The following is a 17,080-nucleotide window of genomic DNA, read 5'->3' as shown; positions in this document are numbered from 1 at the left end:
CCGATCGCATGTACAAACTTGAAGTCCAAGACCTGCATAAACGCTATGGCAGTCATGAAGTGCTCAAAGGTGTGTCCCTGGCCGCCTCGGCAGGTGATGTGATCAGCATCATCGGTTCCAGTGGCTCGGGTAAAAGTACCTTTTTGCGCTGCATCAACCTGCTGGAGCAACCCCACGCTGGCCGGATTCTGCTTAACAACGAAGAGCTCAAGCTGGTGGCCAATAAGGACGGCGCGATGAAGGCCGCGGACCCCAAGCAGCTGCAACGCATGCGTTCGCGACTGTCGATGGTGTTCCAGCACTTCAACCTGTGGTCCCACATGACGGCGATGGAAAACGTCATGGAGGCGCCGGTCCACGTTCTCGGCATGTCGAAAAAAGAAGCTAGGGAAAAGGCTGAGCATTACCTGGCCAAGGTTGGCGTGAGCCATCGCAAGGATGCTTTCCCCGGCCATATGTCCGGCGGCGAGCAGCAACGCGTGGCGATTGCCCGTGCCCTGGCGATGGAACCCGAAGTGATGCTATTCGACGAACCCACCTCGGCCCTCGACCCTGAATTGGTAGGCGAAGTGCTCAAGGTGATGAAGGACCTGGCCCAGGAAGGTCGGACCATGGTGGTGGTGACCCACGAAATGGGCTTTGCCCGCGAAGTCTCCAACCAGTTGGTGTTCTTGCACAAAGGTATCGTCGAAGAACGTGGCGACCCGCGCGAAGTGCTGGTCAATCCGCAATCGGAGCGTCTGCAACAGTTTCTTTCCGGCAGCTTGAAGTAATCAAGACTGCCGTTGTGCACCCATTTAGGGCATGCTTCGCGCTTCGCGCCACATGCACTATGTTGGTGGTTGCCGCTTTCGGCCTTTAACACTGTTTTTCGTTTCGGATAGCACTCCATGACCGCCCATCGCATTGGTTTCCTGATTTGGCCCAGCACAAAAGCCCTGACGCTTGCGCTGGCTGAGGAGGCCTTGCGCGTTGCTCAGCGGGTGCATCCGGACGTGGTTTACGAGCTGTCGTTCTTGCAGGCCGAACCGCCGGTCGACGGCGCTTGGCAATTGCCGGGTGAGCCTTGGGCCGGCAAGCTGGAAGGCTTTCAAAAGCTGTTCCTGCTGGCCGATGAGCCGCCGATCGTTATCGCTTCACCGCTGAGTAGCGCCCTCAAGCAACTGGTTCGCGCCGGGTGTGTGATTGGTGGCTTGTCAGCGGGCGTCTATCCGTTGGCCCAGCTTGGTCTTCTTGATGGTTATCGCGCCGCCGTGCATTGGCGCTGGCAGGACGATTTTGCCGAACGTTTCCCCAAGGTTATCGCCACCAGCCATCTGTTTGACTGGGACCGTGATCGCCTGACCGCCTGTGGTGGCATGTCGGTACTCGATCTGTTGTTGGCGGTATTGGCCCGTGACCACGGCGCCGAACTGGCCGGTGCCGTCTCGGAAGAACTGGTGGTGGAGCGCATCCGCGAAGGCGGCGAGCGCCAACGTATCCCTCTGCAAAACCGCCTGGGTTCCAGCCATCCAAAGCTGACCCAGGCAGTGTTGTTGATGGAGGCTAACATCGAAGAGCCGCTGACCACCGACGAAATCGCCCAGCACGTATGCGTGTCGCGACGACAGTTGGAACGGATCTTCAAGCAATATCTCAACCGCGTCCCCAGCCAGTATTACCTGGAGCTGCGCCTGAACAAGGCCCGGCAAATGTTGATGCAAACCAGCAAGTCGATCATCCAGATCGGCTTGTCCTGCGGCTTCTCCTCGGGGCCGCACTTCTCCAGCGCCTACCGCAACTTCTTTGGCGCCACCCCTCGCGAAGACCGAAACCATCGGCGCAGTAGCAGCCCGTTCGAGTTGTCGTCGGTACCGTCCGAACGCGGTTGATCACTCTTCCATTGGCTCCTGTTTGCTGGTAGTGGGCGCGCAACAGCTCAAGGCTTTGTGCTGGCAGCGGATTGCCGCTCACGTTGGAGTCGTCATTGAGTGGTTATTTCCAGCAACTCGCGGGGCAGGGGCTCAATATCGTTGTTGCTGCCCACAAGGCCCACACACGGTTTAAACTGCGCCATTGCGACGCTATTTGTCGCATTGGCGTAAACCCGTGTAAATCGCGGGTTGGCGCTATAAGAAGTTGTCGCTTGGCGGCAAGGCCGCGCTGAAAACTGTCCTTACAATCCCTGCATCGCCCGCCAGTTTCAGGCAGGCGTTCCTCTTCAGGAGACTCCGATGTCCGTTGAGCAAGCCCCGGTGCAACGTGCCGATTTCGACCAGGTCATGGTTCCCAACTACGCACCTGCCGCTTTTATCCCCGTGCGTGGCGCAGGTTCCCGTGTGTGGGACCAGGCGGGCCGAGAGCTGATCGACTTTGCCGGCGGCATCGCGGTCAACGTATTGGGCCATGCCCACCCGGCGCTGGTCGGTGCATTGACCGAACAGGCCAACAAGCTGTGGCACGTGTCCAACGTCTTCACTAATGAGCCGGCCCTGCGCCTGGCCCGCAAGCTGATCGACGCCACCTTTGCCGAGCGTGTGTTCTTCTGCAACTCCGGCGCCGAAGCCAACGAGGCCGCCTTCAAGCTAGCCCGTCGCGTAGCGTTCGACCGTTTCGGTACCGAAAAATACGAAATCATCGCTGCCCTGAACAGCTTTCACGGTCGTACCCTGTTCACCGTTAACGTTGGCGGCCAGTCGAAGTATTCCGACGGCTTCGGTCCGAAAATCATCGGTATCACCCACGTTCCATTCAACGATCTGGAGGCCCTGAAAGCCGCCATTTCGGACAAGACCTGCGCCGTGGTGCTGGAGCCGATCCAGGGCGAAGGCGGCGTATTGCCGGCTGAACTGACTTACCTGCAAGGCGCCCGCGACCTGTGTGACGCCAACAACGCGTTGCTGGTGTTCGACGAAGTGCAGACTGGCATGGGCCGCAGCGGCGAGCTGTTCGCCTACCAGCATTACGGCGTGACCCCGGACATCCTTACCAGCGCCAAGAGCCTGGGCGGCGGGTTCCCGATCGCAGCCATGCTGACTCGCGAAGACTTGGCCAAGCACCTGGTGGTTGGCACCCACGGCACCACTTACGGCGGTAACCCACTGGCGTGCGCAGTGGCGGAAGCAGTGATCGACGTGATCAATACTCCTGAAGTGCTGGCCGGTGTTAACGCCAAGCACGACTTGTTCGTTTCCCGCCTGGAGAAGATCGGCCAGCAATACGGCATCTTCACCCAAGTGCGCGGCCTGGGCCTGTTGCTCGGTTGTGTGCTGAGCGATGCCTGGAAAGGCCGTGCCAAGGACATCTTCAATGCCGCCGAGCGTGAAGGCCTGATGATTCTGCAAGCCGGTCCCGACGTGGTGCGCTTCGCCCCGAGCCTGGTGGTGGAAGATGCCGATATCCAGGAAGGCCTGGACCGTTTCGAACGTGCTGTGAAAAACCTGACGCAAGCCTGATTCATCCCCTGTAGGAGCGAGCTTGCTCGCGATGGTCGTTAACGATAACGCGGGGTACCTGATGCCCTGTGGTGTTTTTGAGACCGTCGCGAGCAAGCTCGCTCCTACAGAGGTTTTGAGCCCCCTATTTTGTATTTTCTGGAATTAAGGAGTGACACCATGCTGGTGATGCGCCCCGCGCAAATGGCTGATCTGGGCGAGGTACAGCGTCTGGCTGCGGACAGCCCGATTGGTGTCACCTCCTTGCCGGATGATGTCGAACGCCTGAGCGACAAGATCGCCGCAAGCGAAGCGTCCTTCGCTGCCGAAGTCAGTTTCAACGGCGAGGAAAGCTACTTCTTCGTCCTCGAAGACACCGTCGCCGGCAAGCTGGTGGGCTGCTCCGCCATCGTCGCCTCGGCCGGCTACTCGGAACCGTTCTACAGTTTTCGCAATGAAACCTTCGTTCACGCCTCCCGCGAGCTGAAGATTCACAACAAGATCCATGTGCTATCGCAGTGTCACGACCTGACTGGCAACAGCCTGTTGACCAGTTTCTACGTGGTGCCAGAATTGGTGGGTTCGGCCTGGTCGGAACTCAATTCCCGTGGTCGCCTATTGTTCGTCGCCAGCCATCCCGAGCGGTTCGCCGATTCGGTGGTGACCGAAATTGTCGGCTATAGCGATGAGAACGGTGAATCGCCGTTCTGGGATGCCATCGGTCGCAATTTCTTCGGCCTCAACTACGCCACCGCCGAGCGCCTGTGCGGGCTGAAAAGCCGCACCTTCCTCGCCGAACTGATGCCGCACTATCCGATCTACGTACCGCTGCTGCCGGACGAAGCCCAGGAAGCCATGGGCCAGGTGCACCCACGGGCGCAGGTCACCTTCGACATCTTGATGCGCGAAGGTTTTGAAACCGATCACTACATCGACATCTTCGACGGCGGGCCGACCCTGCATGCGCGCGTCTCGGGCATTCGCTCGATTGCCCAGAGCCGCGTGGTGCCGGTGAAGATCGGTGAGATGGTCAAGGGTGTTGGCCGCCAGTACCTAGTCAGCAATGCGCAGTTGCAGGATTACCGCGCAGTGTTGCTGGAACTGGACTACGCGCCAGGTAAGCCAGTGACCCTGGACCTGGAAACGGCCGAGGCCCTGGGTGTCGGCGAAGGTGCCAGCGTGCGCCTGGTTGCGGTTTAAAGTCTTACAGCAGCGAGTTTCGCGGGTGGCTGGAATCAGCGGCCCGTTTGAGGAGATAGCATGATCGTTCGTCCCGTACGCAGCAGCGATTTACCGGCCCTGATTGATCTGGCGCGCAGCACCGGCACCGGCCTCACCACTTTGCCGGCCAACGAAGAGCGCCTGGCCCATCGGGTCGGCTGGGCTGAAAAGACCTTTCGCGGCGAAGCCGGGCGCGGTGATGCCGACTACCTGTTCGTTCTCGAAAACGACGAAGGCCAGGTGGTGGGGATTTCCGCCATCGCTGGTGCCGTTGGCCTGCGTGAGCCTTGGTACAACTTCCGTGTAGGCCTGACCGTCAGCGCTTCCCAGGAATTGAACATCTACCGCGAGATTCCGACGCTGTTCCTGGCCAACGACCTGACCGGCAACTCCGAGTTGTGCTCGCTGTTCCTCCAGGCCGATTACCGCACCGGCCTTAACGGTCGCATGTTGGCCAAGGCGCGGATGCTGTTTATCGCCGAATTCCCGCAACTGTTTGGCAACAAGATCATCGCCGAGATGCGCGGCATGTCCGACGAAGCTGGGCGTTCGCCGTTCTGGGAAAGCCTGGGTCGGCACTTCTTCAAGATGGAATTCAGCCAGGCCGATTACCTGACGGGCGTGGGCAATAAGGCGTTTATCGCTGAGTTGATGCCCAAGTTCCCGGTGTATACCTGCTTCCTCTCCGAGGACGCGCGCAACGTGATCGGCAAGGTTCACACCGACACCGAGCCTGCGCTGAGCATGCTCAAGAGCGAAGGTTTCAGCTATCAGGGCTACGTCGATATCTTCGATGCAGGTCCTGCCGTGGAATGTGAAACCAGCAAGATCCGTGCGGTGCGAGACAGCGAGGCACTGGTGCTGGCCATCGGTACGCCGGGTGACGACGCCACGCCGTTTCTGATCCATAACCGTAAACGTGAAGAGTGCCGCATCACCGCTGCACCGGCACGGCTGGCGGCGGGCACCCTGGTGGTCGATCCAAAGACCGCCAAGCGTCTGCAACTGACGGCCGGTGATCAAGTGCGTGCCGTACCGTTGTCTGCTGCCCGGGAGCCGAAATAATGAATTCGCTATACATCGCTGGTGTTTGGCTGGCCGGTCAGGGTGAGCGCTTTGAGTCGCTGAACCCGGTGACCCAGCAAGTGCTATGGGCTGGCAATGGCGCCACCGCCGAGCAGGTCGAGTCCGCCGTGCAGGCCGCGCGCCAGGCGTTCCCTGCATGGGCCAAGCGATCCCTGGAAGAGCGCCTCGGCGTACTCGAAGCCTTCGCCGCAAGCCTGAAAAATCGTGCCGACGAGCTCGCCCGCTGCATCGGTGAGGAAACCGGCAAGCCGCTGTGGGAATCGGCGACGGAAGTCACCAGTATGGTCAACAAAATCGCGATCTCGGTGCAGAGTTACCGTGAGCGTACCGGCGAGAAGAGCGGCCCATTGGGCGATGCCACTGCTGTGTTGCGCCATAAGCCCCACGGTGTGGTGGCGGTGTTTGGCCCTTACAACTTCCCCGGTCACCTGCCTAACGGTCATATCGTGCCAGCCTTGCTGGCGGGCAATACCGTGCTGTTCAAACCCAGCGAACTGACGCCGAAAGTCGCCGAACTGACGGTGCAGTGCTGGATTGAGGCTGGCCTACCGGCTGGCGTCTTGAACCTGCTGCAAGGCGCGCGGGAAACCGGGATCGCCCTGGCGGCCAATCCGGGCATCGACGGTTTGTTCTTCACCGGTTCCAGCCGTACCGGTAATCACCTGCACCAGCAATTCTCCGGGCGCCCGGACAAGATCCTCGCCCTGGAGATGGGCGGCAACAACCCGCTGGTGGTGGATGAAGTGGCTGACGTGGATGCTGCGGTCTATACCATCATCCAGTCGGCGTTTATCTCTGCCGGCCAGCGTTGCACCTGTGCCCGTCGCCTGTTGGTGCCGCAAGGTGCCTGGGGCGATGCGTTGCTGGCGCGCCTGGTGTCGGTAAGCGCGACCATCGAAGTCGGTGCGTTCGACCAGCAGCCGGCGCCTTTCATGGGTTCGGTGATTTCCCTGGGCGCGGCCAAGGCCTTGATGGACGCTCAGGAACTGTTGCTGGCTAATGGCGCAGTGGCACTGTTGGAAATGACTCAGCCAGAGAGTCAGGCCGCATTACTGACGCCGGGCATTATTGATGTCACGCAAGTGGCCGAGCGTGCTGACGAAGAACTGTTCGGCCCGCTGTTGCAGGTGATCCGCTACGCTGATTTCGAAGCAGCGATTGTCGAGGCCAACAACACCCAATATGGGTTGGCGGCAGGTTTGCTGTCGGATTCCGAAGCGCGCTACCAGCAGTTCTGGCTGGAAAGCCGTGCCGGGATCGTCAACTGGAATAAACAACTGACCGGCGCTGCGAGTAGCGCGCCGTTTGGTGGGGTAGGGGCGTCGGGCAACCATCGCGCCAGTGCGTATTACGCGGCGGATTACTGCGCGTACCCGGTGGCCTCGCTTGAGACCCCGAGCCTGGTGTTACCGGCCACGCTGACGCCCGGTGTGAGGTTGTCGTAATTGCTATTGATGCCTATAAAAACAGATGTTCGTGGAGCCTCGCCGATGAAATCCTATGAAGTCAATTTTGACGGTCTAGTGGGGCCGACCCATAACTACGGCGGTTTGTCCTACGGCAACGTCGCGTCCCAGAGCAATAGCCAGCAGTCTTCCAACCCCAAGGAAGCGGCGCTGCAAGGCCTGGCGAAAATGAAAGCGCTGATGGAGATGGGTTTTGTCCAAGGCGTACTGGCCCCTCAGGAGCGCCCTGATGTGGCCGCCTTGCGCAACCTCGGTTTTGCTGGCACCGACGCGCAAGTGATCCAGCAAGCGGCCAAGCAAGCCATGCCATTGTTGGTGGCAAGCTGTTCGGCATCGAGCATGTGGGTGGCCAACGCCGCAACCGTCAGCCCAAGTGCCGACACCGCCGACGACCGCGTGCATTTCACCGCTGCCAACCTTAACTGCAAATACCACCGCAGCATCGAACACCCGACCACCAGCCGAGTGCTGGGGGCAATGTTTGCTGACCAGAAGCACTTTGCCCACCACGCCGCGTTGCCGGCCGTGGCGCAGTTCGCAGACGAAGGCGCGGCCAACCACACTCGTTTCTGTCGTGACTATGGCCAGGCCGGCGTGGAGTTTTTTGTGTTCGGCCGCAGTGCCTTCGACACCCGCTACCTGGCGCCGCAAAAGTACCCGGCGCGCCAGACCCTGGAAGCCTCCCAGGCGGTCGCCCGCTTGCACGGCCTGCGGGATGACGGCGTGGTCTTCGCCCAGCAGAACCCGGCGGTGATTGATGCAGGGGTGTTCCACAATGACGTGATCGCGGTGGGTAACGGCGAGGTGCTGTTCTATCACGAGGATGCGTTCCTCAATACTGAACAGATGCTCGCGGAGTTGCACGGCAAGCTCGGCAAATGTGGCGGCAACTTCCAGTCCATTTGCGTGCCCCGCGCCCAGGTCAGCGTCGAAGACGCGGTGCGTTCCTACCTGTTCAATAGCCAGTTGCTGACTCGAGCTGACGGCTCGATGCTGCTGATCGTTCCGGAAGAATGCCGCAGCAACGAACGTGTCTGGCAGTATCTGCAAGGCCTGATCAGCTCCGGTGGCCTGGTCCGCGAAGTGAAAGTCTTCGACCTCAAGCAGAGCATGCAGAACGGCGGTGGCCCGGCGTGTCTGCGTTTGCGGGTGGCCTTGAATGAAACCGAACTGGCGGCGGTCAACCCAGGGGTTATCATGACGGCGCCGTTGTACGACACCCTGACCCAGTGGGTCGACAAGCACTATCGCGATGCCTTGCGGGAAACCGACCTGGCTGATCCGCAATTGCTGCTTGAGTGCCGCACGGCATTGGACGAACTGACGCAAATCCTTAAACTGGGCTCGGTTTATCCTTTCCAGATCAATTAAGACTCCAGATGAGAACGAAGCCATGAGCGACAAAAGCGACAACCTGAACGACACCCTCAAGCTGATCCTTGAAGACACCGACGGCACTCAACTGGAAACTTCCTGCACCCGCGTCGCCGTAATCTGGCAGGGCAAGGAAGTCTGGATTCAGCACGACGGCCGTGGCCAACTGCTGATCGGCGTTGACGTGGAAGAAGGCGATACTGAATACGCCAACCTGCTGATGCGCCCACTGGCCACCAACCTGATGAGCCTGCAACTGGAAATGGAACCAGCCGACGCCGGCGACGACGAAGACCACGTCCACGGTCCTGGCTGCAACCACTAAGGAAGCCGCTCTATGCTCGCCCTCGGCAAACTGCTTGAACTGACCCTCGCCGGACGTGAACCGGCTTCGATTACTCAAACGACTGTCGACGGCGTGCGATTGCGCTGGCTCAGTGAGGGCGCGCTGGAAGTTCGGCCGCCCGAAGGCCGGGACAATGGCAGCGATGTGTTGCTGTCATCCGGCATCCACGGCAACGAAACTGCACCGATCGAATTGCTCGACCGGTTGCTGAACGACATTGCCCGGGGTGACTTGAAGCCACGGGCGCGAATTTTGTTCCTGTTCGGCAACCCCGAAGCCATGCGTCGGGGTGAGCGTTACCTCGAACAAGACGTCAACCGGCTGTTCAACGGTCGTCACGAACACAGCAGCGGGCCCGAAGCCCTGCGCGCAGGCGAGCTGGAGCAACTGGCTAGAAACTTCTTCAGCCAGCCCGGACGCAGCCGGCTGCATTACGACCTGCACACCGCCATTCGTGGGTCGAAGATTGAACAGTTCGCCCTGTACCCGTGGAAAGACGGCCGTCAGCATTCGCGCCGCGAACTGGCGCGGCTGCGTGCCGCCGGCATGCAGGCGGTGCTATTGCAGAACAAGGCGTCGATCACCTTTACAGCCTTTACCTACGAGCAGTTGGGCGCCGAGTCTTTCACTCTGGAACTGGGCAAGGCTCGGCCGTTCGGACAGAACCAGGGCGTGGACGTGTCTCGCCTGGAAGTCCGCCTCAAGCAGATCATCGAAGGCAATGAACCGACCACCGAGAGCCTGGACGGCCTGCAATTGTTCAGTGTCGCCCGGGAAATCATCAAGCACAGCGATGCCTTCATCCTGCACCTGCCGGCGGATGTAGAAAACTTCTCGGAACTGGAAAAGGGCTACCTGCTGGCCGAGGACATCGCCAAGACGCGCTGGGTGATCGAGGAGGAGGGCGCACGGATCATCTTCCCCAACCCGAAGGTGAAGAATGGCTTGCGGGCAGGGATATTGATTGTGCCGACGACGGATGCCGGTCTGGCATAAAAAACTCGGTTTTTACACCGGGTTTTTTGTTGCACCTTGGCGTAGCAGTTGTCGAGCTTTAGCGAGGCTACGTTGGCCCCGCCACAGCCACCAAGTCAGGCTCCAAAACCGAGCCGCTCTCGACACAGCCTAGCTAAAGCTCGATAGCTGCTACGGAAGTCATCGCAATCGGATCCGCTTAAACCGCCACAGCCCGTGGTTCATTGCGACGCAACAAATGAATCTTGTGCAGCGTATCCGCGCAGGTCTTCGCCGCTTCCTGGCCCTTGTGCACAAAGTGCTCCAAGAAGAAGGTGTGGTGTTCAACACCCGAGTGGAAGTGGTGCGGGGTCAGGGACACCGAGAATACCGGCACTTCGGTTTCCAGCTGAACCTGCATCAGGCCGCTGACCACTGATTGTGCGACGAACTCGTGACGATAGATCCCGCCGTCCACCACCAGGGCAGCCGCGACAATGCCGGCATAACGGCCGGACTTGGCCAGTAGCTTGGCGTGCAGGGGCATTTCAAAGGCGCCGCCAACTTCGTAGAAGTCGATGTCTGATTCCTGGTAGCCCTGGGCGATCATTTCGGCGAGGAAACCTTTACGGCTCTGATCGACAATATCCTTGTGCCAGCAGGCCTGGATAAACGCGACACGCTCGCCGTGGTGGTTTTTGCTTTTGCTGTCAATTGCAGTAGGTTGCATGTTCTGACTCCTGTTTATGAAAAAAACAGGGCGTTATGAATCGAATGGGATTTAAGGGTACGGACAGAATGAGCATGCAAGGCATGGACGTTCTGCGCACGGCCCTTAGGCGCCAATCCCGTTCTCTCTTCATCCGGACTATGACCGTCGGCCCCGGGATCACACCGGGTCTGCTGACCTTGTCGCCGTCCTGCCTAGGCAGTTCGAGGCGCCAAGCGCTCGCGGGCTATACGCATTACGCGTAATTACCGCCGGTGGGGAGTTACACCCCGCCCTGAGAACGTTGCCACCAGAACGCTGGTGGCGGTGAGTTTTTACCATATATTTCTGAAAACTGCATGGCTCCATTTTCGATATTCACTATTGGCTTTTTTGCTTGGTATTGAATGGAAAGCTGGGGCTGTCTGGCATTTTTCATGACCCGTTAGCTTGATATTCACTCTCCATGCCCGCAGTAACCTGTAATCAAAAAACAAATTCCAACCCGTTAGCCGGGACTTTTGTCCCTTCGCCGAGGCTTGTTTCATGACCGTGATTGACCTGCGCAGCGACACCGTGACCCAACCGACCCCAGGCATGCTCGACGCGATGGCTACCGCTGTCAGCGGTGATGATGTCTACGGTGAAGATCCCACCGTCAATCGCCTGGAAGCCGAACTGGCCAAGCGCCTGGGGTTTGCCGCCGCGTTGTTCGTACCCACCGGCACCATGAGCAACCTGCTGGCGTTGATGGCCCATTGTGAGCGGGGCGAGGAATATATCGTCGGCCAGCAGGCCCACACCTACAAATACGAAGGTGGCGGTGCGGCGGTGTTGGGTTCGATCCAGCCCCAGCCGCTGGAAGTCCAGGCCGATGGCTCGCTGGACCTGGATCAGGTGTTGGCGGCGATCAAGCCAGATGACTTCCACTTCGCGCGTACCCGGCTGTTGGCGTTGGAAAATACGATGCAGGGCAAGGTATTGCCGATGGAATACCTGGCTGCTGCGCGGGCGTTTACTCGCGAGCATGACCTGGCCTTGCACCTGGACGGCGCGAGGATCTACAACGCGGCGGTCAAGCTGGGTGTCGATGCGCGAGAGATCGCCCAGTATTTCGATTCAGTATCGGTGTGCCTGTCCAAGGGCCTCGGCGCGCCGATTGGCTCTGTGTTGTGTGGTTCGACTGCGCTGATCGCCAAGGCCCGCCGTTTGCGAAAAATGGTCGGTGGCGGCATGCGTCAGGCAGGTTCGTTGGCGGCGGCGGGGTTATATGCCCTCGAGCATCAAGTCCAGCGCCTGGCCGAAGACCATGCCAACGCCCAATGGCTGGCGGATGGGTTGCGCCAGGCCGGGTACGAGGTAGAGCCAGTACAGACCAATATGGTCTACGTGCAGGTGGGTAGCCTGGCCGAGGAGTTGAAGGCCTTTGCCGCGACGCGCGGTATCAAGTTGAGCGCCGCCCCGCGCCTGCGTATGGTTACGCACCTGGACGTCAGTCGGGCGCAGATCGAGCAGGTGGTCGCGACATTTGCCGAGTTTTCCCGGAAATGACAGTGCAGACCGTCTAATTGACTGTTTCTATCACATAAACACGCTGTACCACGGGCCAAGGGCCGATATAATGCGGCCCTTTGCCGTCGCTCCGTCTGATGACGTTTAGCACTGGCCTTTGGCCGCAGCCTCCGTGGAAGAACCTAATGAAAAGCGCAGAAATCCGTGAAGCCTTCCTTCGCTTCTTCGAAGAGCAAGGTCACACCCGTGTTGCCTCCAGCTCTTTGATCCCAGGCAATGACCCCACCCTGCTGTTCACTAACGCGGGGATGAACCAGTTCAAGGACTGCTTCCTAGGCCAGGAAAAGCGCGCCTACACCCGCGCCACCAGCAGCCAGAAGTGCGTACGCGCCGGCGGCAAGAACAGTGACCTGGAGAACGTTGGTTACACCGCTCGCCATCACACTTTTTTCGAGATGCTGGGTAACTTCAGCTTCGGCGACTATTTCAAGCGTGATGCCATTACCTTTGCCTGGACCTTCCTGACCGGCGTGCTGAAGCTGCCCAAGGAAAAGCTCTGGGTCACTGTCTACGCCTCCGATGACGAAGCCTACGAGATCTGGACCCAGCAAATCGGTGTGCCGGCCGAGCGCATGATTCGCATCGGCGACAACAAGGGCGCGCCTTACGCCTCCGACAACTTCTGGACCATGGGTGATACCGGCCCATGCGGTCCTTGCACCGAGATTTTCTACGATCACGGCGCCGACATCTGGGGCGGCCCACCCGGCTCGCCGCAAGAAGATGGCGACCGTTACATCGAAATCTGGAACAACGTGTTCATGCAGTTCAACCGCACCGCCGATGGCGTGTTGCATCCGCTGCCAGCTCCGTCGGTCGACACCGGCATGGGCCTGGAGCGGATCAGTGCGGTGATGCAGCACGTTCACTCCAACTACGAAATCGACCTGTTTACCAACCTGCTGAGCGCTTCGGCCGCGGCCATTGGCTGCGCCAACGACAGCCAGTCTTCGCTCAAGGTTGTGTCTGACCACATCCGTTCTTGCGGCTTCCTGATCGCCGACGGTGTGCTGCCGTCGAACGAAGGTCGCGGCTATGTGCTGCGCCGGATCATCCGTCGCGCCTGCCGTCACGGTAACAAGCTGGGCGCCAGCGGTAGCTTCTTCTACAAGATCGTTGCCGCGCTGGTGGCCGAGATGGGCGAAGCCTTCCCGGAACTCAAGCAGCAGCAAGCCAACATCGAGCGTGTGCTCATGGCTGAAGAAGAGCAGTTCTCCAAGACCCTGGAGCACGGCCTGAAGATTCTGGAGCAGGATCTGGCTGAGCTCAAAGGCACCGTGGTGCCGGGCGACGTGGTGTTCAAGCTCTACGATACCTACGGTTTCCCGATGGACCTGACCGCCGACATTGCCCGCGAGCGCGAGCTGACCGTCGATGAAGCCGGTTTTGAGCGGGAGATGGAAGCCCAGCGCGTGCGCGCCCGTTCCGCCAGTTCCTTTGGCCTGGACTACAACACCTTGGTCAAGGTTGACGTGGCCACCGAATTCACCGGTTACACCGCCACCCGCGGCTCGGCCAAAGTGATTGCTCTCTATAAAGAAGGGCAGTCGGTCGACATCCTGAACGAAGGCGACGAAGGTGTGGTGGTCCTGGACCAGACGCCGTTCTACGCCGAGTCCGGTGGCCAGATTGGCGACTGCGGTTTCCTCAAGGCGTCGTCCGGTCGTTTTGACGTGCGCGACACCACCAAGACCGGCGGCGCGTTCCTGCACCACGGCGTGTTGGCCTCGGGCAACCTGACCGTCGGCGCGCCGGTGGAGACTCAGGTCGATGCTGACGTGCGTCACGCCACCTCGCTGAACCACTCGGCCACACACTTGCTGCACGCGGCCTTGCGCCAAGTGCTGGGCGAGCATGTACAGCAGAAAGGCTCGTTGGTCGACAGCCAGCGCCTGCGTTTTGACTTTAGCCACTTTGAAGCGATCAAGCCTGAGCAGCTCAGGACGCTGGAAGATATCGTCAACGCCGAAGTGCGCAAGAACACCCCGGTTGAAACCGAAGAAACCGACATTGAGACCGCCAAGGCCAAAGGCGCCATGGCGCTGTTCGGCGAGAAGTACGGCGACAACGTGCGCGTGCTGAGCATGGGTGGCAGCTTCTCGGTGGAGCTGTGCGGCGGTATCCACGCCAAGCGCACCGGCGACATTGGCCTGCTGAAGATCATCAGCGAAGGCGGTGTGGCGTCCGGCGTGCGTCGTATTGAGGCGGTCACCGGTGCTGCGGCTCTGGCTTACCTCAATGCTGGCGAAGAACAACTCAAGGAAGCGGCCAGCCTGGTCAAGGGCAGTCGCGACAACCTGATCGACAAGCTCTCGGCAGTGCTGGAGCGCAACCGTCTGCTGGAGAAACAGCTGGAGCAGTTGCAGGCCAAGGCCGCCAGTGCGGCGGGCGACGACCTGTCGGCTTCTGCCCTGGACGTCAAAGGCGTGAAAGTCCTGGCCGTGCGCCTGGACGGTCAGGACGGCAAGGCGCTGTTGGCGCTGGTGGATCAGTTGAAGAACAAGCTCGGTCGCGCAGTGATCCTGCTCGGCAGTGTCCATGAGGAAAAGGTCGTTCTGGTTGCCGGTGTAACCAAAGACCTGACTGGCCAACTCAAGGCCGGTGATTTGATGAAACAAGCCGCTGCGGCAGTGGGCGGGAAGGGCGGTGGTCGTCCTGACATGGCGCAAGGCGGCGGTATCGACGCTGGTGCTTTGGACGCGGCCCTTGCCCTGACCGTACCGTTTGTCGAAGCGGGTATCTAAGACGCTGCCTGGGTGTGTGGTCTAGTCACCTGCCCGGGCAGCGCAGTTTGATTGATTAATAGGCGCCCCTTTACGGGCTGAGGCGGCTTAGAAATGGCTTTGATCGTACAGAAATTTGGAGGCACCTCGGTAGGTTCGGTTGAACGAATCGAGCAGGTCGCCGACAAGGTTAAGAAGTTCCGCGATGCCGGCGATGACCTGGTGGTGGTGCTGTCGGCCATGAGCGGCGAGACCAATCGTCTGATCGAGTTGGCCAAGCAAGTCAGTGGTGAACAACAGCCGGTTCCCCGTGAGCTGGATGTGATCGTTTCCACCGGTGAGCAAGTGACTATTGCGCTGTTGGCCATGGCGCTGATCAAGCGTGGCGTGCCGGCAGTGTCGTACACCGGCAACCAGGTACGAATCCTCACGGATAGCGCGCACAATAAAGCGCGCATATTGCAGATCGATGATCAGAAAATTCGCGGTGATCTGAAGGCGGGTCGCGTGGTAGTCGTCGCTGGTTTCCAGGGCGTCGACGAACACGGCAACATCACCACCCTCGGTCGTGGCGGTTCCGACACCACCGGTGTGGCCCTGGCGGCAGCCCTGAAGGCTGACGAATGCCAGATCTACACCGATGTGGACGGCGTCTACACCACCGATCCGCGCGTTGTGCCCGTGGCTCAGCGCCTGGACAAGATCACCTTCGAAGAGATGCTGGAGATGGCCAGCCTCGGGTCCAAGGTGTTGCAGATCCGTGCGGTGGAGTTCGCCGGCAAGTACAACGTTCCGCTGCGCGTACTGCACAGCTTCAAGGAGGGTCCGGGCACCCTCATTACTATTGATGAAGAGGAATCCATGGAACAGCCGATCATTTCCGGCATCGCTTTTAACCGCGATGAAGCCAAGCTGACCATCCGTGGCGTGCCAGACACCCCGGGCGTGGCCTTCAAGATTCTCGGGCCGATCAGTGGCGCAAACATTGAAGTCGACATGATCGTGCAGAACGTTGCGCACGATAACACCACCGACTTCACCTTCACCGTGCACCGCAATGACTACGACGCAGCAGAGAAAGTCCTGCTGAAAACGGCGAGCGAGATTGGCGCCCGTGAAGTGGTCGGCGATACCAAGATTGCCAAGGTGTCGATCGTTGGTGTGGGCATGCGTTCCCATGCCGGAGTTGCCAGTCGCATGTTTGAGGCCCTGGCCAAGGAGACCATCAACATCCAGATGATCTCCACCTCGGAAATCAAAGTCTCGGTGGTCATCGAAGAGAAGTACCTGGAACTGGCTGTACGCGCACTGCATACCGCATTTGAGCTGGACGCTCCGGCCCGACAGGGCGAGTGATGTGTGACTGGAGGGCGCGGTTGATCCGCGCCTTTCATTTTTCTGTCCGGTGCCTGTGGAGAGCTGTTCTTTTGCGTGTGCTCGACAATACTTAGGCGGGTAGAGCTATGGCCGTTGGGTTGTAGGTCGAATGCCTTTTTTTGCAGACTGTTATCCCTGAACTGAAATGCGTGAGGAGAAAGGTATGTTGATTCTGACTCGTCGATGCGCAGAAAGCCTGATTATTGGTGATGGCGAAATCACCGTGACCGTGCTCGGCGTCAAAGGCAATCAAGTACGGATTGGGGTTGATGCCCCGAAAGAGGTGGCTGTCCACCGTGAGGAAATCTACCTGCGGATCAAGAAAGAGAAGGACGAAGAACCAAGCCATTAATTTTTATCGTTTTTTATGTTTGCAAACGGGGATGAAGCTGGTTAATATACGCCCCGTGTTGCGGAGAGCTGGCCGAGTGGCCGAAGGCGCTCCCCTGCTAAGGGAGTACACCTCAAAAGGGTGTCGGGGGTTCGAATCCCCCGTTCTCCGCCATTATTTGCTTAGTACGTTGCAATCTGGATTTTTTCGGTAAGTTGTTGAAATCACTAGAAAAAATCGCTTTACATAGAGATTGAACGGGCTATAATGCGCGGCAACAAATGCACTCGTAGCTCAGCTGGATAGAGTACTCGGCTACGAACCGAGCGGTCACAGGTTCGAATCCTGTCGAGTGCACCATTTAAGAGTTAGTTGCAGCAATGCAGGTAGCTTGGCTCCAACCAGTTGTGATCTGGTCTAAAAACACAATCTGCACTCGTAGCTCAGCTGGATAGAGTACTCGGCTACGAACCGAGCGGTCACAGGTTCGAATCCTGTCGAGTGCACC

General features: G+C 59.3%; 14 protein-coding genes, 3 tRNA genes and 1 riboswitch. Of the genes, 16 read left to right on the top strand and 1 reads right to left on the bottom strand.

The window, feature by feature from the left end:
- Positions 1 to 8: 8 nt before the first annotated feature.
- The 9 genes from AAEZ06_RS06110 (at position 9) to astE (ending at position 9,902) form a co-directional block, all read left to right on the top strand.
- Positions 9 to 773: an ABC transporter ATP-binding protein gene (locus tag AAEZ06_RS06110; protein ID WP_149413561.1), complete on the top strand. Its 765-nt coding sequence runs from the start codon at positions 9 to 11 to the stop codon at positions 771 to 773.
- Between the two features lie 117 nt (positions 774 to 890).
- A complete protein-coding gene (locus AAEZ06_RS06105) occupies positions 891 to 1,871 on the top strand; it encodes a GlxA family transcriptional regulator (protein WP_149413560.1) in 981 nt (326 codons plus the stop codon).
- A gap of 342 nt (positions 1,872 to 2,213) precedes the next feature.
- Positions 2,214 to 3,434, top strand: coding sequence for an aspartate aminotransferase family protein (locus AAEZ06_RS06100; RefSeq protein WP_350613468.1), 1,221 nt, complete (start codon positions 2,214 to 2,216; stop codon positions 3,432 to 3,434).
- Positions 3,435 to 3,593: 159 nt separating this feature from the next.
- On the top strand, positions 3,594 to 4,613 hold the full coding sequence (gene aruF / locus AAEZ06_RS06095) for an arginine/ornithine succinyltransferase subunit alpha (protein ID WP_149413558.1): 1,020 nt from the start codon (positions 3,594 to 3,596) through the stop codon (positions 4,611 to 4,613).
- 60 nt (positions 4,614 to 4,673) lie between these two features.
- Positions 4,674 to 5,699, top strand: coding sequence for an arginine N-succinyltransferase (gene astA, locus AAEZ06_RS06090; RefSeq protein WP_350613466.1), 1,026 nt, complete (start codon positions 4,674 to 4,676; stop codon positions 5,697 to 5,699).
- On the top strand, positions 5,696 to 7,165 hold the full coding sequence (gene astD, locus AAEZ06_RS06085; RefSeq protein ID WP_178114499.1) for a succinylglutamate-semialdehyde dehydrogenase: 1,470 nt from the start codon (positions 5,696 to 5,698) through the stop codon (positions 7,163 to 7,165). Before astA ends, astD begins: the two co-directional genes overlap by 4 nt.
- A 45-nt stretch (positions 7,166 to 7,210) precedes the next feature.
- Complete coding sequence (gene astB / locus AAEZ06_RS06080) at positions 7,211 to 8,557, top strand: N-succinylarginine dihydrolase (RefSeq protein ID WP_350613464.1); 1,347 nt, start codon at positions 7,211 to 7,213, stop codon at positions 8,555 to 8,557.
- A gap of 43 nt (positions 8,558 to 8,600) precedes the next feature.
- Positions 8,601 to 8,885, top strand: coding sequence for a topoisomerase II (locus tag AAEZ06_RS06075; protein WP_149413569.1), 285 nt, complete (start codon positions 8,601 to 8,603; stop codon positions 8,883 to 8,885).
- A gap of 12 nt (positions 8,886 to 8,897) precedes the next feature.
- A complete protein-coding gene (gene astE, locus AAEZ06_RS06070; RefSeq protein WP_149413554.1) occupies positions 8,898 to 9,902 on the top strand; it encodes a succinylglutamate desuccinylase in 1,005 nt (334 codons plus the stop codon).
- 178 nt (positions 9,903 to 10,080) lie between these two features.
- On the opposite strand, the gene AAEZ06_RS06065 is transcribed toward astE, so the two are convergent.
- Positions 10,081 to 10,590 (bottom strand): 6,7-dimethyl-8-ribityllumazine synthase, encoded by a 510-nt coding sequence (locus AAEZ06_RS06065; protein ID WP_350613462.1) that lies wholly within the window; start codon positions 10,588 to 10,590, stop codon positions 10,081 to 10,083.
- 116 nt (positions 10,591 to 10,706) lie between these two features.
- A riboswitch (FMN riboswitch) is annotated at positions 10,707 to 10,876 on the bottom strand.
- A 239-nt stretch (positions 10,877 to 11,115) separates the two neighbouring features.
- Here AAEZ06_RS06065 and ltaE point away from each other — a divergent pair.
- The 7 genes from ltaE to AAEZ06_RS06030 all read left to right on the top strand — a co-directional run bounded on the left by ltaE (position 11,116) and on the right by AAEZ06_RS06030 (position 17,078).
- Positions 11,116 to 12,120 (top strand): low-specificity L-threonine aldolase, encoded by a 1,005-nt coding sequence (gene ltaE / locus AAEZ06_RS06060; protein ID WP_350613460.1) that lies wholly within the window; start codon positions 11,116 to 11,118, stop codon positions 12,118 to 12,120.
- A 146-nt stretch (positions 12,121 to 12,266) separates the two neighbouring features.
- The gene (alaS, locus tag AAEZ06_RS06055; protein ID WP_149413551.1) at positions 12,267 to 14,885 is read left to right on the top strand and encodes an alanine--tRNA ligase; all 2,619 of its coding nucleotides are present in this window, start codon (positions 12,267 to 12,269) and stop codon (positions 14,883 to 14,885) included.
- Between the two features lie 93 nt (positions 14,886 to 14,978).
- Entirely contained in the window at positions 14,979 to 16,220 is a 1,242-nt protein-coding gene (locus tag AAEZ06_RS06050) for an aspartate kinase (RefSeq protein WP_350613458.1), read from the top strand.
- 184 nt (positions 16,221 to 16,404) lie between these two features.
- Complete coding sequence (gene csrA / locus AAEZ06_RS06045) at positions 16,405 to 16,593, top strand: carbon storage regulator CsrA (RefSeq protein ID WP_133099245.1); 189 nt, start codon at positions 16,405 to 16,407, stop codon at positions 16,591 to 16,593.
- Positions 16,594 to 16,655: 62 nt separating this feature from the next.
- Positions 16,656 to 16,746: transfer RNA gene (locus AAEZ06_RS06040), tRNA-Ser, on the top strand.
- A gap of 109 nt (positions 16,747 to 16,855) precedes the next feature.
- Positions 16,856 to 16,932 (top strand) — tRNA-Arg (locus tag AAEZ06_RS06035).
- Positions 16,933 to 17,004: 72 nt separating this feature from the next.
- Positions 17,005 to 17,078 (top strand) — tRNA-Arg (locus AAEZ06_RS06030).
- Positions 17,079 to 17,080 lie beyond the last annotated feature (2 nt).

It is taken from the genome of Pseudomonas sp. HY7a-MNA-CIBAN-0227 (assembly GCF_040310325.1).
In the GTDB taxonomy this organism is placed as follows: domain Bacteria; phylum Pseudomonadota; class Gammaproteobacteria; order Pseudomonadales; family Pseudomonadaceae; genus Aquipseudomonas.
The sequence above is the reverse complement of the archived record's forward strand: the minus strand, read 5'-3'. Positions and strand labels throughout refer to the sequence as shown.

Bases quoted from the DNA above. Each gene is read 5' to 3' on its own strand.
- AAEZ06_RS06100 (WP_350613468.1), top strand. From the start codon at position 2,214: ATGTCCGTTGAGCAAGCCCCGGTGCAACGTGCCGATTTCGACCAGGTC.
- csrA (WP_133099245.1), top strand. From the start codon at position 16,405: ATGTTGATTCTGACTCGTCGATGCGCAGAAAGCCTGATTATTGGTGAT.
- astB (WP_350613464.1), top strand. From the start codon at position 7,211: ATGAAATCCTATGAAGTCAATTTTGACGGTCTAGTGGGGCCGACCCAT.
- AAEZ06_RS06105 (WP_149413560.1), top strand. From the start codon at position 891: ATGACCGCCCATCGCATTGGTTTCCTGATTTGGCCCAGCACAAAAGCC.
- aruF (WP_149413558.1), top strand. From the start codon at position 3,594: ATGCTGGTGATGCGCCCCGCGCAAATGGCTGATCTGGGCGAGGTACAG.
- AAEZ06_RS06110 (WP_149413561.1), top strand. From the start codon at position 9: ATGTACAAACTTGAAGTCCAAGACCTGCATAAACGCTATGGCAGTCAT.
- astE (WP_149413554.1), top strand. From the start codon at position 8,898: ATGCTCGCCCTCGGCAAACTGCTTGAACTGACCCTCGCCGGACGTGAA.
- ltaE (WP_350613460.1), top strand. From the start codon at position 11,116: ATGACCGTGATTGACCTGCGCAGCGACACCGTGACCCAACCGACCCCA.
- AAEZ06_RS06050 (WP_350613458.1), top strand. From the start codon at position 14,979: ATGGCTTTGATCGTACAGAAATTTGGAGGCACCTCGGTAGGTTCGGTT.
- alaS (WP_149413551.1), top strand. From the start codon at position 12,267: ATGAAAAGCGCAGAAATCCGTGAAGCCTTCCTTCGCTTCTTCGAAGAG.
- AAEZ06_RS06065 (WP_350613462.1), bottom strand. From the start codon at position 10,590: ATGCAACCTACTGCAATTGACAGCAAAAGCAAAAACCACCACGGCGAG.
- astA (WP_350613466.1), top strand. From the start codon at position 4,674: ATGATCGTTCGTCCCGTACGCAGCAGCGATTTACCGGCCCTGATTGAT.